The organism is Cohnella massiliensis (genome assembly GCF_900169535.1).
Lineage (GTDB): Bacteria > Bacillota > Bacilli > Paenibacillales > Paenibacillaceae > Cohnella > Cohnella algarum.
Window position 1 is genome coordinate 334,661 of record NZ_LT821259.1, and the last position, 15,991, is coordinate 350,651.

Here is a 15,991-nt window from a genome sequence, read left to right on the forward strand (position 1 = left end):
TTATTTGCCGGCGGCGACGCCGTCGCGTTTATAAACGGAATTGTCGATTCGGGCCTGGAGCTGGCGTTCGAATTCGTTTTCGTCCAGCGGCAGCTCCACCCAGCGGTCTTGCCAGGAAGACAAATGCATCGCGTTGGAAATGGAAAGGCCCAGCATGCCTTCCTCGCCCGGGGCGACAAGCGGCGTTCCGCGCAGGATCGCATCGGCGAAGTTTTGCATCAGGCCGACGTGCTCGGGGCTCGGCCCGAAATCGCCGACGTCGACCCGCCAGACTTCGGGCGCCGCAAAAGAAACGGTATTTCGCGCGTTGAATTCCGGCTCGGACTCGCGCAGCCGCCAATAGTGCAATTTCCCGTCTTCGATGACCAGCTTTCCGCGGTCTCCGATCACCTCGTAGCGGTTCGTTCCCGGCGTTTCGCCGGTCGTCGTGATGAACACGCCGGTCGCTCCGTTGGCATATTCCACATAGGCGGTGACTTCGTCTTCCACCTCGATATTCCGGTACTTGCCGAAATGGCAGAACGCTCGGACCCGGGCAGGCATCAGGCCGGTCGTCCATTGCCACAGGTCCAGCTGGTGCGGACATTGGTTAAGCAGGACGCCGCCGCCTTCGCCGGCCCACGTCGCGCGCCAGGTGCCCGAATCGTAATAAGCTTGCGGGCGGTACCAGTTCGTAATGATCCAGTTCGTGCGGCGGATTTCGCCGAGCTCGCCCGAGACGACCAGATCGCGGACTTTGGCGTAAAGGGGGTTCATGCGCTGATTGTACATAATGCCGAACGTTTTGCCGCTCGCCGCGGCCGCTTCGTTCATCGGACGCACGCGCGCCACGGAAACGCCCGCCGGCTTTTCGATCAATACGTGCAGCCCATGGTCGAAAGCGGCGATGGCGTTCGTCGGGTGATCGAAGTGGGGCGTCGCGATCAGAACGGCGTCGACCAAGCCGGATTCGAACAGCTGCCGGGACGTTTCGAAGACGGCAAGCTCGGGCCAGGTTTCGCGAATCGACTGCCTGCGGGCCTCGCTGGCTTCGCAAACCGCCGCGAGCGCGACTCCCTTGATTTTCCCCGCCATCAGGCTTGCGGCATGGCCGCTTCCCATATTCCCCATTCCGATGATGCCGAAACGGACCTGTTCCATTTTTCATCCTACCTTCCCTGTTCAACATGAAGTTAAATTGAGCCGGATTGTCGGCATAAGCTGTTGTATGGTACCGCTTGCAACCCGGATTCAAGCAGGCTGTCGATGCTTAAGAACGGCCCCATTGTAGCACATTCGGCCGCGAACGGGAGGCCGCAAAGGGAAGGGCGTAACCACAGTCAACGAAACCGCGAAACTGCGGATTCACGATTAACGAAAGAAAGGCGGCCTCTCAGCTTGCCTCGCTTATCGAAAAGGGGTACTCTAAAATGAGAACGGAGGAAATGCGTGAACGAAAGTGAAACGCCGGATCCTTTTACCCGTAAAAAGGATTTAGACGAATGTAAACGAGGGAAGTCGATGGAAGCGCTGCGAACGTTTTTTGCCCAGACCGGGGTTCGAAGGATTTTATTTCTTTTGCTTGTCGTGTTGCTGCTGTTCAGTCTTCGCCATATGCTTAACCTGCTCCTGCTTCTGTTCCTCGTGACGTTCGTCATGGGCCGTTTGCAAAGCCTGGTTACGAAAGGCCTCAACCGCTTCTTTCCGGTATCGTCCACCGTGGTCGTCGTCCTGCTGTACGTGCTGATCGCCGGAGGGCTTGTCTACGGAATCACGAATTACGTCCCGAAAATCATCAGCCAGGTCAGCGATTTGATTCTGAGCATCGAACGGTTTTTGACGACGCCGAACAGCAACGAGATCGTTCAGAAGATGATCGACGCCCTGGAAAAGGGAGACGTGGACTATCAGGCATACTTTGGAAGCGCCATCCACTACATCGGGAAGCTCGGCAAGTGGCTGGAAATCATTCTGATCGTCCTGATTTTAAGCTTTTTTTATTTGCTGCAGCGGGGCAAGATCGTCAAATTTACGGAAAAGTTCCGCACGAGCAAAATCAGCTGGGTGTACAGCGAATTCGAATATTTCAGCCGGAAGTTCACCTCGTCCTTCGGCAAAGTGATCGAAGTGCAGCTCCTCATCGCCGTTTTCAACACCGCGTTTACGATGATCGGCTTATGGATTATGGGATTCCCTTATTTGTTCGCGCTGACGATCATGGTGTTTCTGCTCAGCCTCATTCCGGTCGCCGGAGTCGTCATTTCCTTCATCCCGATCGGCATCATCGGTTACCAGGTCGGCGGCTTTTCGCTGGTGCTGTGGACCGTCGTCATGATTTTGGCCATCCACGCGGTGGAAACGTACTTTCTTAACCCCAGGCTCTACGCCCACAAAACGAAGCTTCCGATGTTCTACACGTTCATCATCCTCATATTCTCCCAGCATTATATGGGCATTTGGGGACTGATCATCGGCATTCCGATTTTCATGTTTTTGCTCGATCTGCTCGAAGTGGACCAATCGGAAACGAAAGCTTGAATGCGAGTTGGCGAATTACGGCGGTCAAAGCAAAACGGTCGTGCAAGCCAAAAGCGGTCTATTATCGACGCACCTGCAAAGGCGCGTTTTTTTTTCTACGACGGCACAATTAACTAACTCACATAATTTGATCCCATTGTGCCTCCAGTTTCTCTAGAAAAGCGATGGGCTGGCGGTTAAATCTTCTACGCTGAACGCTTTCGGATAGCCGCCGGTCCCATCGTGCTTTGCGCGTTGCATATTTTTCATAGCCCACCGTTCTTAAACGGGCGATGATGTGTTTTTGTCGAAGTGCATCGTCTACAAGTACAATCATTTCTCCATTACGCACAATGTAGCTGTTCCAATTGCGTAGCCCAGTAATTCGGCGATGAACAGCCTTCATTCGGCGGAAAAACTGTTCCAGATCGTTGTTCGTACGAGGGATGTGGTAGTGATCGTAACTAGTGAACAGTCCCTTCCAGAAGCCGCGAGAGTAGTTCAGTACAGTGGTCACCATAGGGGCATCCTGTTCATCGATGTAAGTCTGTTTCAGCCACCCGAGCAATTGGGTCATTTCCCACTCAACCGTTTCGCTCGTCTTGTCTTCGTCTGGCGCCAAGGTAGCCGCGATATGGGCTAGCGGTGTAGCCCAGCGAACGACAGACGCATATCTGGTGGCCTGCTCATCAAGTTTGCTGAAAATTCTGACCAGACCTTGGAGGAGATGAGGCTCTTTTTTTAGTCAAGCACCGCACAAGCGACGCCTGTATGGCTTGAGCTCGTTCATAAATAAGCATCCCGGGCAATTTGAGCGGCGGTTCCCCGTCCTCCAGAAGCAGAGCGCGAACCGCAGCGACATAACCTTTTGCAACCTGCGCTTCGCTTGCAATGGTTTCCGTCCTAACACATGAAGTGTCTGTGGCTACGCCTTCGTTTGCTTGAGCAGCTTCCACGGCATTCTTCTCAACTTGCTCGATCTTCCTTTCGACTTCCCGCAAGCCGCGCATGCTCTTCTTTAGCTCCATCTTGAGTTTGCGATCCGCATCTACAACAGGTTTGGCAATATCTTTAAGGTAGTGGTACTGGGATACGGCACAACCGGCAGAAGAGTTTCGAATGCATGACGAATGGAAACTTGTCCGTCACTGACGATTCCGAAGACGGGGAAGCCCAACTCAATAATTGGCTCGATGAGGCTGCGTAATTCGCCAGCGGCTCCGCTTTTCATGTTCTGAGCCGCCAAAACTGTGCCACTGAACACCTCTCGAATGACATAGAGCATCTCATTTCCTTTTTCCGGCTGGACGCCGTCCATGGAGAGAATGATGCCGCCATTTTGTGCCGTGGTTTCCGCCAAGCTTTGTCTTACATGCTCGTCAAGACTGGCCGCCAGCAGGGTTTGATAGCGTTCATAGAGTGTTTGCGCATATCGCTCACTAGCTACAATCCCGCGCTCGTTTAGCAACTCTGCAATCTCTTTACACGTGCGGTGCTGCTTAAAACGCAACTCCCCAACGAGGCCGAGCACATCGTAGCCATAAGAAGAATACTTCATGCTCAGCATTTCGGCTTCCGCTGATTTATAGGCTACGCCTGTGTGAACGCAGCTTGCATTAGGACACATGTAGGCCATGCTCCAGGCATGAATAACACCAGTTAGTGTAGTGATTTTTTTGTTCCAGGCGGTATGGGATCGCTTAAGCTTGACCCCGCAATGCGGGCAGTTAGTCAACTCGGGTCGGAAATTGATTTTCGGCGCGGCGCCGAGGCGATTTTTCGAAAGCATAAGGGCACACTCCAACTTATTTTGTGTCCCTTATGTATTCGACATCCTCCAGGAAAATCCTGTTAGTTGATTATGCTGTCGTAGTTTTTTTTGCACTTTTATACTTAATTTGAGGAGGGAATCAGAAGGAAGAATGCGGGCGAAAGGAGGAATTTTCATTAGGTCGGGCGAATTGGCCTAACGATATTTGCGGCGGAAATAAACTCACATTTTGTTTACATAACATTGGGGGAATTGGTTTCATAATGAACATGTTATGTAAAATTAACAACCAAATACTAGAAATATATAGGTAAAAATAACATTAAATGCTGAAAATAGGTTGAATTATTGTTAGCGTTTCTGATTTTAGTTTCGCTTTTTTGTGCTTAATTCTAATTATTTTATTTTCCGTTACATTTGCGTGGTTTATATGTTATGAATACTTACATAATCGTTCCCGAATAATCCGAAGTTCAGGATCGATTTCGAGATAATGGAAAAGAGGAGTGAGCAGAGTGGGAAACAGGCTTTTTATTTGTATGATTTCGCTTGTGCTTGTCGGCGCTTTGACTGCCTGCGGAGGGAACCGAAGCGGAGGAGTCTCGCAGGCTTCGTCGAGCGCTTCGGGAGAAGCGGAATCGCCGGCCGCCCCAAGCGAAATTCCGTCGGAATTGACGAAGGTCGCGCAGGTGACGAACTGGTATGCGGAAGCGGAGCACGGGGGACAGTACGCCGCCATGAAAATGAACTATTACAAGGAAGCGGGACTGGATATGACGCTGGATCCCGGAGGCCCGCAAATTTCCGGCGTCCAGTTGGTGGCCTCGGGCAAGTACCAATTTGCGATGGCAAGCGCGGACCAGGTTCTTCTCGCCAGACAGGAGGGGCTGCCCATCGTGGCGGTGGCATCAATTTTCCAAAAAAGCCCGATGGTGTTCTTCAGCCATAAAGGCGATTCGATCGCCGATCCCGAGGATTTGAACGGCCGGACAATCTACCTGACGCCGGGCATCGGGTACTGGGAGTATATCAAGAAAAAATTCGCCCCCCGGGACGTGAAGGAAATCGCTTATACCGGCTCGATGGCGACATTTATGACCGATAAAGGTTCGGCGAACCAGGGCTTTGTTACAAGCGAGGGCTACAGCCTGCTATCGTCGGGGTTCGAATTCGAAGCCGTTCCGATATCCGATTTATCCGGCTTTAATCCGTACTCGATGCTGCTTGTGACGTCGGAGCAATATATCGCGGAAAATCCGGAGATCGTCAAAGCCTTCGTGGAGGCGTCGAAAAAAGGCTGGGATTACTACAAGGACAATTACAAGGAAATGAACGAGTACATCCGGACCTTCAACGAGGAGTCGCCGATCGAGATGTTCGACTACAGCGCCGAAGCTTCACGGGATTATATTTACGGGGGCGACGCGGCGGAGCATGGCGTCTTGTACATGAGCGACGAACGCTGGAGCACGCTGAAAGACCAAATGGCGGAAGCCGGGCTGATCGATACGTCTCTGGACGTGAGCAAGGCCTATACGACGGAATTTTTACCCCAAAACTAAAGAGGTGCAAGCATGAAAAAAGACTATTTGATTACGGGAGGAACCGTGCTTACCGTAAACTCCGCGAACGATATCTGGCATGACGGCGCGGTTCTGGTAAGCGGCGGACGCATTGCGGATATCGGTCCTTCGGCAGAGCTTTCAGTCAAATACGCGGGAGCGGACGTTATCGACGCCGCAGGCAAGGCTGTTCTTCCGGGTCTCGTTAATCTGCACCTGCACTCCGGGCTGATCCGGGGAACGGCGGAGGACATGCCGGTATTCGAATGGCTGGCCAAGCACGTCGACCCGAAGCATCGGGCGCTGACGGAGCCGGAAGCGCACGCCGCCTCCATGTTGTGTTACGCGGAATCGCTCCTTGCCGGAACGACGACGGTGCTGGATATGTACCGGTACATGCACCGGAGCGCGGACGCCGCGGAGACGCTCGGCATGCGGGCGGTACTGTCTCCCTACGTGGCCGACAATCCCCCCTACCTCTACTTTGAATCGATGGACAAAAACGTCCGACTGATCGAAGAGCGGCACGAAACGGCGGACGGGCGCGTGCATGTCTGGATCGGACTGGAGCACCTGGCCTATTGCACCGAAGACGCATATAAGCAAGCGGCAAAGCTGGCCGAAAAGTACGGCGTCGGCATCCATACCCACGGAGAAGAATCAAAGCGGATGGCGCGGGATCTGCACGACAAGTTCGGCGTTTGGCCGGTCGAACTGTTTCATCGCAGAGGCATTCTCGGACCGCGCACCGTGCTTGCGCACTGCGTCTGGATGGAGGAAGCCGAGCTCGATCTTTTGCAAAAAACGGGCACGTCCGTGGCGCATTGCCCCGTAAGCAATCTGAAGCTCGCTTCCGGCATTTCGCCTGTCGCGGCCATGCTCGAGCGCGGCATCAACGTAGGCATCGGCACCGACGGCGTCAAGGAAAACAACAACCTGGACATGCTGGAGGAAATGAAGTTTGTTCCCTTGCTGCAAAAGGTCAGCCGCCTGGACGCCCGAGTGATGAAGGCCGGGGAGGTGCTGCGGATGGCCACGATGGGCGGAGCGAAGGCATTGGGGCTGGACAGGGAGATCGGGTCGCTGGAAATCGGCAAAAAGGCGGACATCATCGTCGTCGACTTCAAAAAGCCGCATCTGGCCCCGTTTCTGACCGGCAAGTACGACAATATCGTCAGCAATCTGGTTTACTCCGCAAGCGGCCAGGACGTGGACACGGTCATGGTGGACGGCAAGCTGCTCGTCGAGGGAAAGCGCCTGCTCACCGGCAATGTGGAGGCGATTATGGCGGACGCCCAACAAGCGGTCGAAGAACTGCTTGCCAGAAGGGAAGCTTTCGTGCCGAAAGAGTTTGTTTTTCCGAGTTCGCGCTTGTAATTCCGTTTTTCGAAGGATGTCGGATGTCAGACGTCCGACATTCGCGAAAACGCCGAAGGAGACAAAGATGAAAAACCATACGGCCCCTTCCAGAGTAGCCGAGACGCGAAGATCGATCATTGCCATCATCCGGGAGGAGCGGTTCGAAGACGGTGGAAGATTGCCCTCCGAGGGCCGGATCGCCGGCATGCTCGGCGTCAGCCGCGCGACGGTGAGGGCAGCCTTGGGCGATCTCGAAGCGGGAGGGCTGATCCATCGCCGTCATGGGCTCGGAACGTTCGTCAATCCTGTCGCGGCCCGTATTCACGCCCGGCTTGATGCCTGGGTGGAATTCAAATCGTTGATCGAGAATTCCGGGTTCGCGGCGGACATCGAGGTGCTGGAGCTGGAAAAGGGCCCGCTGCCGCCCGACCTTGCCCGAACGTTGAACGCGAAGCCGGGAGAAGCGTCGGTAACGGTTCGCAAGCTGTTTACGGCGGACGGCAAGCCGGCCATCTTATGCCGCGACATTGTGCCGCTGTCCATCCTTCCGGGGGAAGGCGACATTTCCAAGCTGAAATCAGTCGATACGTTCCGCTTTTTGACGGAGTACGGCCTCGGCCCGGTTGCCTACGGAGTCGCCAGCCTTGTCGCCAAGAGCGCGGACGGCGAGCTGTCCAGTCTGCTCGGATTGCCGGAAGGCACGCCCCTGCTTTCGTTCGAGAACATCGGCTATGCCCAATCCGACGTTCCCCTGTTCGCTTCGAGCGAACTTTACTGCCCGGGCCTCATCGATTTCGGCATTTTGCGCCGCCATTTATATTGACAGGAGCTGACTTCCAAGATGAAACGATTGCTGATCGACACGGACACGGCGGGAGACGATGTCACTTCCTTGTTGTTCGCCTTGCGCTGGCCGGGCGCCAAGCTCGAAAGCATTACTACCGTGCACGGCAACATACCGGTGGACATGTGTACTCGCAATGCTCTGACGACAGTCGAAATGTGGGCGGGAGAACGGCAAGTGCCCGTTTATGAGGGCTGCGCCCGTCCTTTGCTGCGTCCCCGTATTGCGGCATCGTTCGTCCACGGGTCGGATGGAATGGGCGAAAGCCATTTCCCCCCACCGGGCATCAAGCCGCAGTCCGGGCATGCGGCTCAAGCGATCGTCGAAATAGTCAACCGCTATCCGGGGGAATTGGAAATCATCGCCCATGGGCCGTTAACCAACCTTGCGGTTGCCTATATGCTCGACCCTTCGATCGCCGGCAAAGTGAAGCACTTGTGGATTATGGGAGGCGCCCGGCATTTTCAGGGGAATATTACGCCCTCCGCGGAGTTTAACTTTTACGCCGACCCCGAAGCTGCGCAAATGGTTCTGCAGGCGGGCTTTGCGGCGACGACGGTCGGCTGGGACATCACATGCATACACAGCGTTGCCGGCGGAGAGCATCTGCGGGAGCTGCAAGCGATCGATACGCCGCTCGCCCGTTTTTACCAGCAGATCAACCGCTCCGCCCTCCGGTTCAACCGGGAACTGGGCGGAATCGACGGCATTACCCACCCGGACTCGATCACAACCGCCATTTGCCTAGTCAACGAAGTGATGACGAAGTCGGCTCGCTATTACGCGGAGGTGGAGTGCCAGAGCGGACAAAATCGCGGCTACTATGCGATCGACACGCGTCCCCATCCGGAGCCGAATCCGTTCTGGAAGGGCGGGGAACCGAACGTCGAGGTGTGTCTCGAAGCGGATTTCGACCTGTTTTTCCGGATGTTGAAAGCGATGCTGTCCGGCGATTACCGCGGGTTTGAAGCCGTTTAACCGATCGCGTCCGACAAGGAGGAGCTTAAGATGACAAACAGCGGTCTGCTGGTAGAGCTTGACGATGTAGGAAAAGTGTATCCGGGCGGAAACGTCGCGATCCAGAACGCATCCCTGCATGCCAAGGAGGGAGAATTCCTGAGCTTTGTCGGTCCTTCCGGCTGCGGCAAATCAACGATTTTCAATATGATCGCAGGCTTGACTGGCCAAACTTCGGGACAATTGTCCGTCCTGGGCACGGACCCGAGGGAAGCTCGGAAAAAAAACGAGGTGGCCTTTGTGTTCCAGGAGCATTCCCTGCTGCCTTGGGCGACGCTGGTCGACAATGTGGCGATGCCGCTCAAGCTTCGGGGCGTCTCCCGCAGGGAGCGGACGGAGTACTCCGTGCGTGTGCTTGAGCTGGTAGGGTTGAAGGATTATGTCAGAGCCCTCCCGGGTCACCTGTCGGGCGGCATGAAGATGAGGGTTTCCATTGCCAGAGCCCTCGTCGCCCGGCCGCGCCTGTTATTGATGGACGAGCCGTTCGGAGCGCTCGACGAAATTACACGCCAGACGCTCCAGAACGAGTTGCTCCGCATTTGGCGGCAGAGCGATCGCATGTCGGTGCTGTTTATTACGCATAACGTGTTCGAGGCGGTCTACCTCTCGACGAGGGTAATCGTCATGACGCCCCGTCCGGGCAAAATCTCGCAGGTCATCGACATCGACGCGCCGTTTCCGCGGGAAGAGGCGTTTCGCACGACGCCTGAATTCGGCGAATACGTGCGCAGGGTGTCCGAAGCGCTGCAACATTGAAAAGGAGGAGCTGACTCATGGAAAATGCCGCAATCGCCGTACGAAGGGAAAAGAACCGCCGTTTGCGCGGATTGGGCGCAGCTTTACTGGAAAAGATCGTTCCGCCCCTCCTCGTGCTGGTAACGGTCGTCGGCTTGTGGGAACTGCTCGTTTCCTTGACGGGAACGCCCAAATACTTGCTGCCCAGGCCGTCGGATATTTGGCAGGCCGCTCTGGCGAAGCGGGGAGCGCTGCTGGAATCGGTCGGCACGACGATTGTCGAGTCGCTTTTCGGCTTCGCGATCAGCCTCGCGCTCGGCATCAGCCTCGCAATGCTGCTCGCCTGCTCCAAGTGGGTAGAACGCAGCGTCTATCCCTACGCGATCGTGCTACAGACGGTGCCAATCGTGGCCGTCGCGCCGATTATCGTGATCTGGTTCGGGGCGGGGATGAATGCGATCGTTGCGATTTCGTTCCTGCTTAGCTTTTTCCCGATATTCTCCAATACGCTGATCGGGCTGAATTCGACGGACAAAAACCTGAAAAATCTATTTTTCCTTTACAATGCCTCGAAGCTTCAAACACTGTTTCAGCTGAGGCTTCCGGCCGCGCTTCCGTATATTTTGGGCGGACTGAAAATCTCCTGTTCGATGTCGATCATGGGCGCGATCGTCGGGGAGTATATCGCGGGAATCGGCGGCGGCAAAGGCGGGCTTGGCTATTCGATTACGGTCGCGGCCTCGCGTCTGGAGACGTCGTATCTGTTCGCGTGCGGCTTGTCTTCTTCGCTACTCGGCATCGGATTTTTCCTCGCGATCAACGCCGCGAGCAATCGTTTGCTTCGATCGTGGCACGAGTCGGAAATGAAATCGTAAACCGGAAAGGCAAAGGAGGCGACCGAGACATGCTGCATCATGATACGTCCCTGCCGCGGGCGAAACCGGAAGAGGCAGACGTGGCGCCTTCCGGCGTGCTGTCATTCGTCCGCGCGGCAAACGAGCGGAAGATCGGCCTTCACGGTTTTATGCTGCTCAGGCACGGCCGCGTGGCCGCGGAAGGGTGGTGGCGGCCTTACGGGCCGGACCGGCCCCACATCGCAAATTCATTGACGAAAAGCTTTGTATCGATCGCGGCCGGAATCGCCGCGGACGAAGGCATGCTGTCCGTGAGCGATCCCGTCGCCAGGTTTTTTCCGGAATACGCCATTGCGTTCCGGGAATCCGGCATGGAAGGCCTGACAGTCGAGCATCTGCTGACGATGACGACCGGGCACGACCGCAATTTAACGACGTCAAAGCTAAAACGCGCTTTTTTGGAAGACGAGCTGATCCGGAGCATTGGCAACCGCGAGGACGGGGACTTCGTCCGCGCTTTTTGCGAAACACCGGCCGCGGCCAGGCCGGGCAGGTGTTTTTTCTACAACAGCGGGGCGAGCCATATGCTTGCTGCTGTCATCGAGAAGGCGACGGGCCGCCTTCTGGAGGATTATGCCGTTGAGCGGCTGTTTCGGCCGCTAGGCATCGGCAGCCCGTCCTGGGAGCGGTGCCCCCTTGGCGGCACGATCGGAGGCTGGGGCCTGCGGCTTCGGCTTGAAGATGTCGCCAAGCTCGGCCAGCTTCTTCTTGGCGAGGGCATGTGGGACGGCAAGCGCATCGTTTCGGCGGAATGGATTCGGGCGGCGACGGCGCCGCAGACGGATTCCGCGACGAACGATCTTCCCCCGGACCGGTTTCCGGACTGGATGGAGGGGTACGGTTACCAGTTCTGGCAGTGCCGGCATAACGCTTTCCGCGGGGACGGTACGATGGGACAGTTCTGCGTCGTCCTGCCCGACCGCGACGCTGTCGTCGCCATCAACGGAGGGACTGCGGACATGCAGGGAGTGCTCGACCTCGTGTGGGAGCACCTTCTGCCAAGCCTGGACGGCGTTCCCGCCGACTCCGGCGCGGCGTCCGCGGAACTCGAACGGGAGCTTGAGGGGCTGTCGATCGCCGAGCCGCGCCCGGAGCGGTCAGCAGCCTATGCCGGAAGCTTCCGCTGCCTGGCGCGGAACAAGGAAGACGAGGTTACGGAGGTAGCACTGCAGCTCGGCGAAGCATCGGGGTCGTTTGTCTGGCGGACCGAAGGCAGGGAGCGGCGTCTTTCGTTCGGCTTCGACGGGTGGCGAGGGGAGAACGTGCTTGCCGGCGAACTCTCTTATGCTCTCGGAACGTGGCTTTCGGATCGCGAGCTGGTCATCGACGTATGCCGGGTGGAGACGCCGGTTCGCAACCGGCTGACGTGCAGGTTCGACGGCAGCCGGCTGTATCTTGAGTACGTGCATTTCGATCACGTTCAAGTACGCCGGGAGTGGGTCGGGGAGTTCGTGTGAGCCGGTTCCCCTACCGCGGCCGGCGATGTCGAAAAGGCCGTCCGAAGCAAGGGATACGTCGTCGCCAAGGTCGACGCGAGCAGGACGAAACCGGCGCCGACAAGGCCGTCCCAGCCATACTGGCGCAGAACGATGCCGCCCGTCCAGCCGACGATGCTCGAACCCGCGTAGTAAAAAAGCAGGTAAACCGCCGGGGCGGATTCCTTGGCTTGGCCGGGGGCAAGCAGGCCGACCCAGCCGCTTGCCACTGCATGCCCGGCGAAGAAACCGAACGCGACCGCGCCGCAGCCGACCACTTTTGCCGCCAGAGAATCCAGCCCGGCAAGCGCGATGCCGCCGAGCGCGATCAGCGTCGCCAGTACAAGCGCAAAGCGGCGCGAACGGCGGGCTGCCAGCCTGCCAAACAGCACGGAGCTCCACGTCCCGACTAGATTGACGACGAACAGCAGGCCTAGCGCCGTTTGCCCGATGGAGTAAGGGGTGACGTTCAGGGCATAACCGATATAATTAAATATGGCGACGTAAACGCCCATCAGCGAAAAGCCCATCGCATACAAGGCCAGCAGCCGGCGTGAGGAAAAGCTTGTCCGTAGGCCGATCAGCCAGCTTCCGAAGAAGGGGCGGCTTCGCGGGCGGCCGTTCGAAGATTCCGGCAGCCTGAGCCAGAACGCGATGCTGCAGCCAAGGCTAGCGGCGCCCAGCGCGAGCACGCCGGCCCGCCAGCCGAACAGGTCGGCCCCCGCGCCGACCAGCATTCTTCCGGCAAAGCCTCCGACAGCCGTTCCGGCGACGTAAAGACCGATTTGCCGCATAGCGTCCTTCGAATAAAATTCGGCGGTCAAATGGGCCATCGCCGCGGCGGGAAACCCGGCGGCGGATAGACCAATCAGCAGCCTGAAAACGAGGAATTGCTGAACGTTCGCTGCGAATGCCGACAGGATGGCGAAAACGGAGGCGAATACGAGCGACCAACGCATGATCGCCACTCTTCCCCATATCGAGGAGAGCGCGGGGACAAGAAGCGCCGCGAACGCGAGCGGGAATGTGGCGACCGATATCGAGGCTCCAGCGGCGGCGGGAGAGACGTTCCATTCCGCAGAGAGAAGGTGAGCGACGGGCTGTGGACTGTACAGAACGGCAAACGTCACGATGCTGCCCAGCCCGACGCTTTGCGAAATGCGCCGACCGTTTCGGCTTTTTTTTACTAGATGCGGCATGTTTTTCGCTCCAATTCGGTTTCGGTTACGAATTCAGTATAGGGGCCGATATTCGGGCGGGTCCAATGCATTCTGCTTATGTCTACGATAACTCGCGGGCATGAGGACGACGGGGGTAAAAACACGGTGGAGTGGCAGCAGCTGGAATATTTTTATGTGGTAGGGCATATGGAGCATATGACCGCAGCTGCGCAGCGGTTATCCGTCACCCAGCCGGCCATGAGCCGGGCCATTTCGAGATTGGAAAAGGAGCTCGGCGTCCCGCTTTTCGAACGTCAAGGCCGCTCGATCGTGCTGAATCGGTATGGACGTCGGTTTCTGAAGCGCGTAGACAACATGATGAGGGAGTACGAGGAAGGGAGGGAGGAGCTCCAAAGGATGCTGGATCCGGAGGCCGGGGAGGTATCCCTCGGTTTTTTGCATACGATGGGCATGTCCGTCATCCCCGATTTGTTAAGGGGCTTCCGCGAGCGCCATCCGCAAATTCGCGTTAAATTGTCCCAAAACACGACGACGTCGTTGCTGGAACAACTGGCGGAAGGGGGCATCGATATCTGCATGATCGCGTCCCCCGGAGCGGCCGAACAATTCCGTTGGGCTCATCTGTGGACCGAGGAACTGTTCGTCGCCGTCCCCGCCGGCCATGGGCTGGCGGACAGGAATAGCATCCGGCTTGAAGAAATTCGGGACGAACCGTTGATTACGTTCAAAAAAGGATACGGCCTGAGAACGATTGCCGACAATCTGCTTAAAGAAGCAGGGATAACCCCGTCGATTGTATTCGAAGGGGACGAGGTGCATACGGTAGCCGGTTTGACCGCTTCGGGGCTCGGGGTATCGCTGATCCCTGGGGTGCAAGGATTGGACGAAAACCGGCTGAGGTTGTTGCCGGTTGACCATCCCCCTTGCCGAAGGCAGATGGGCGTCGCATGGGTCGAGGACCGGTACATGCCGCCCACGGCCGGTCTTTTTTTAAGGTTCGTATTAGAAATGTTCGATAAAACAGGGTCTGTTGGAAGTATTTAGACGGATCGCGCAGGCCAAGAAGGGAAATTCGGCCTTTACCGGACTTCCCGGGTGACCGCCGTTTTGAAATCGGCCGCCTTGATCGCCTTGGCCAGCCGGGCCAGCAGCTTTTTGTCGCTGACGATCCAGGTGTGGCCCTTCGAACCGGGCTGGCGGACGGCGGCGAAGTTATATCGGCTGCCGGCATAGATTTTAAAGCCTTTGGCCGCGCTGTCCGCGCAAAACCGGACGCACTCGCCGCGGGTGCGGTCCGGGAACGTCACTTTGGCGAATACGCGCCGTCTCGCGAGCAGCGTCGCGCCCTGCACGAGACGGACAAAGCGATTCTCCATGCGGGAGTAGCGCAGCAGCAGCGTCTTTTTGCCGTTCAAATACATGAAGTGGGCCCGTTTTCCGACGATGTCCGCTTTCGTCCGTTCCATGATCCGCATCGATTCCGCCAAATAATGCGGCGAATAGTAATCGTCGTCGTCAAATTTGGCGATATACGGCGAATCGGACATCCGCACGCCGTAATTCAGGCAGCTTCCGAGCGTGGCCTTCTCGGGAAGCCGGTAAATTCTCGCGTTGCCGTACAAGGCCGCCGCCGCTTCGTAATCGCTCCTCCTCAGATCGCGATGATTGAGGATGACGATCAACTCCTTGTTCTTGTAGCTAAGATTCCGCAGCTGGCCCGGCCTCTTCGTGCATGTGATAACCGTTACCTTACGCATGTCCGTTACCCCTTCCGGCCTTGCGCGAACCGTCTGTAGTCCTTCACGTTCGGAATCGTCCGATGATGGGAAATCAGCTCTTTGTCGCTGACGATCCAGGTGTGTCCCGACGAATTTTTCCTGCGGATGGCGACGAAGTGGCGCTTGCCCGCGGAATAAATCTTGTATCCCTTCTTTTTGCTTCGAAGGCAGAAACGGTCGTCCTCCCCGACGTTGAGATGAGGAAACCGAACGTTGCGGAAAACGGCGCGCTTGAAAAAGAGAGTCGCTCCCGGAAGCCTGGAAACGAACCGGTTTTCGTCGCCCGGGAACCGGTGAATGAGCGTTCGCGTTCCGTTCAAGTACATATAGTGAGATCGTTTGCCGACGATGTCGGCGCCCGTTTTTTCCATCGCCCGCACTGCGTCGCTTACGTACAGGGGGGCGTAATAGTCGTCGTCGTCGAACTTGGCGATATAATCGTATTTCGCTTGCCGGACGGCAAAATTCAGGCAGGCGCCGAGCGAAACGTGCTCCGGCAGGCGGTAGATGCGGACGCGCTTCGCTTTTTTGGCCAGCTCGAGATAGGGCGCAAGAGGGATCGTATCGGCGTTGACGACGACGATCAGCTCCTTTTTGGCCCAGCGCTGCCTGGCGTAATTTTGCAGCAGGTTCCCCAAATAGTTCCGGCGCTTCGTGCACGTAATGATGGAAACGCCCTTGCGGGCGTTCGCGGAGCCTTGGCGGGCCTCCATGCGATCAGCCCCTCCGTGTCGGATAAAAGAAAGTCATATTACGATATGAAAATAACGGAAGGGGGGAACGGCGGGCGGCGCGTCAAATCGGCAAAAAAAGGATGAACGGCAATTCGTCCATCCTTTTTCCAAAGGCGCTTGACCCG

The 15,991-nt window shown here is 56.8% G+C and carries 16 protein-coding genes; 9 read left to right on the plus strand and 7 right to left on the minus strand.

The window, feature by feature from the left end; translation table 11 throughout:
- On the minus strand, positions 1-1,140 hold the full coding sequence (locus B7E11_RS15415; RefSeq protein ID WP_080836198.1) for a Gfo/Idh/MocA family protein: 1,140 nt from the start codon (positions 1,138-1,140) through the stop codon (positions 1-3).
- Between the two features lie 360 nt (positions 1,141-1,500).
- Here B7E11_RS15415 and B7E11_RS15420 point away from each other — a divergent pair, with 360 nt between their 5' ends.
- On the plus strand, positions 1,501-2,517 hold the full coding sequence (locus B7E11_RS15420; RefSeq protein WP_080836200.1) for an AI-2E family transporter: 1,017 nt from the start codon (positions 1,501-1,503) through the stop codon (positions 2,515-2,517).
- 118 nt (positions 2,518-2,635) lie between these two features.
- Here the strand turns inward: B7E11_RS15420 and B7E11_RS15425 are convergent, their stop codons facing one another.
- The 3 genes from B7E11_RS15425 to B7E11_RS15430 form a co-directional block, all read right to left on the minus strand.
- Entirely contained in the window at positions 2,636-3,073 is a 438-nt protein-coding gene (locus tag B7E11_RS15425; protein WP_139787218.1) for a hypothetical protein, read from the minus strand.
- Positions 3,074-3,185: 112 nt separating this feature from the next.
- The gene (locus tag B7E11_RS30305) at positions 3,186-3,524 is read right to left on the minus strand and encodes a hypothetical protein (RefSeq protein ID WP_245809740.1); all 339 of its coding nucleotides are present in this window, start codon (positions 3,522-3,524) and stop codon (positions 3,186-3,188) included.
- A gap of 20 nt (positions 3,525-3,544) precedes the next feature.
- A complete protein-coding gene (locus B7E11_RS15430) occupies positions 3,545-4,285 on the minus strand; it encodes a transposase (protein ID WP_245809741.1) in 741 nt (246 codons plus the stop codon).
- A 497-nt stretch (positions 4,286-4,782) separates the two neighbouring features.
- Here B7E11_RS15430 and B7E11_RS15435 point away from each other — a divergent pair, with 497 nt between their 5' ends.
- The 7 genes from B7E11_RS15435 (at position 4,783) to B7E11_RS15465 (ending at position 12,155) form a co-directional block, all read left to right on the plus strand.
- On the plus strand, positions 4,783-5,829 hold the full coding sequence (locus B7E11_RS15435) for an ABC transporter substrate-binding protein (protein ID WP_139787219.1): 1,047 nt from the start codon (positions 4,783-4,785) through the stop codon (positions 5,827-5,829).
- 12 nt (positions 5,830-5,841) lie between these two features.
- A complete protein-coding gene (locus tag B7E11_RS15440) occupies positions 5,842-7,206 on the plus strand; it encodes an amidohydrolase family protein (RefSeq protein ID WP_080836208.1) in 1,365 nt (454 codons plus the stop codon).
- 67 nt (positions 7,207-7,273) lie between these two features.
- On the plus strand, positions 7,274-8,011 hold the full coding sequence (locus B7E11_RS30675) for a GntR family transcriptional regulator (protein WP_176220780.1): 738 nt from the start codon (positions 7,274-7,276) through the stop codon (positions 8,009-8,011).
- An 18-nt stretch (positions 8,012-8,029) separates the two neighbouring features.
- Positions 8,030-9,010 carry a nucleoside hydrolase gene (locus B7E11_RS15450; RefSeq protein WP_080836213.1) on the plus strand — a complete coding sequence of 327 codons (981 nt, stop codon included), beginning with the start codon at positions 8,030-8,032 and terminating at the stop codon, positions 9,008-9,010.
- A gap of 30 nt (positions 9,011-9,040) precedes the next feature.
- A complete protein-coding gene (locus tag B7E11_RS15455) occupies positions 9,041-9,805 on the plus strand; it encodes an ABC transporter ATP-binding protein (RefSeq protein ID WP_080836214.1) in 765 nt (254 codons plus the stop codon).
- Between the two features lie 17 nt (positions 9,806-9,822).
- Complete coding sequence (locus tag B7E11_RS15460; RefSeq protein WP_080836216.1) at positions 9,823-10,659, plus strand: ABC transporter permease; 837 nt, start codon at positions 9,823-9,825, stop codon at positions 10,657-10,659.
- Positions 10,660-10,688: 29 nt separating this feature from the next.
- Positions 10,689-12,155 carry a serine hydrolase domain-containing protein gene (locus tag B7E11_RS15465; RefSeq protein ID WP_080836218.1) on the plus strand — a complete coding sequence of 489 codons (1,467 nt, stop codon included), beginning with the start codon at positions 10,689-10,691 and terminating at the stop codon, positions 12,153-12,155.
- On the opposite strand, the gene B7E11_RS15470 is transcribed toward B7E11_RS15465, so the two are convergent.
- Positions 12,119-13,372: an MFS transporter gene (locus tag B7E11_RS15470; RefSeq protein WP_080836219.1), complete on the minus strand. Its 1,254-nt coding sequence runs from the start codon at positions 13,370-13,372 to the stop codon at positions 12,119-12,121. The two genes, B7E11_RS15465 and B7E11_RS15470, sit on opposite strands and share 37 nt — an antisense overlap.
- Before the next feature lie 126 nt (positions 13,373-13,498).
- Between B7E11_RS15470 and B7E11_RS15475 the strand changes: the two genes are divergently transcribed.
- Positions 13,499-14,398 (plus strand): LysR family transcriptional regulator, encoded by a 900-nt coding sequence (locus B7E11_RS15475; RefSeq protein ID WP_080836222.1) that lies wholly within the window; start codon positions 13,499-13,501, stop codon positions 14,396-14,398.
- Positions 14,399-14,433: 35 nt separating this feature from the next.
- Here the strand turns inward: B7E11_RS15475 and B7E11_RS15480 are convergent, their stop codons facing one another.
- Both B7E11_RS15480 and B7E11_RS15485 read right to left on the minus strand, forming a co-directional pair.
- Positions 14,434-15,111, minus strand: coding sequence for a glycosyltransferase family 2 protein (locus B7E11_RS15480; RefSeq protein ID WP_080836224.1), 678 nt, complete (start codon positions 15,109-15,111; stop codon positions 14,434-14,436).
- Positions 15,112-15,116: 5 nt separating this feature from the next.
- A complete protein-coding gene (locus B7E11_RS15485) occupies positions 15,117-15,845 on the minus strand; it encodes a glycosyltransferase family 2 protein (RefSeq protein WP_080836226.1) in 729 nt (242 codons plus the stop codon).
- Between the last annotated feature and the right edge of the window lie 146 nt (positions 15,846-15,991).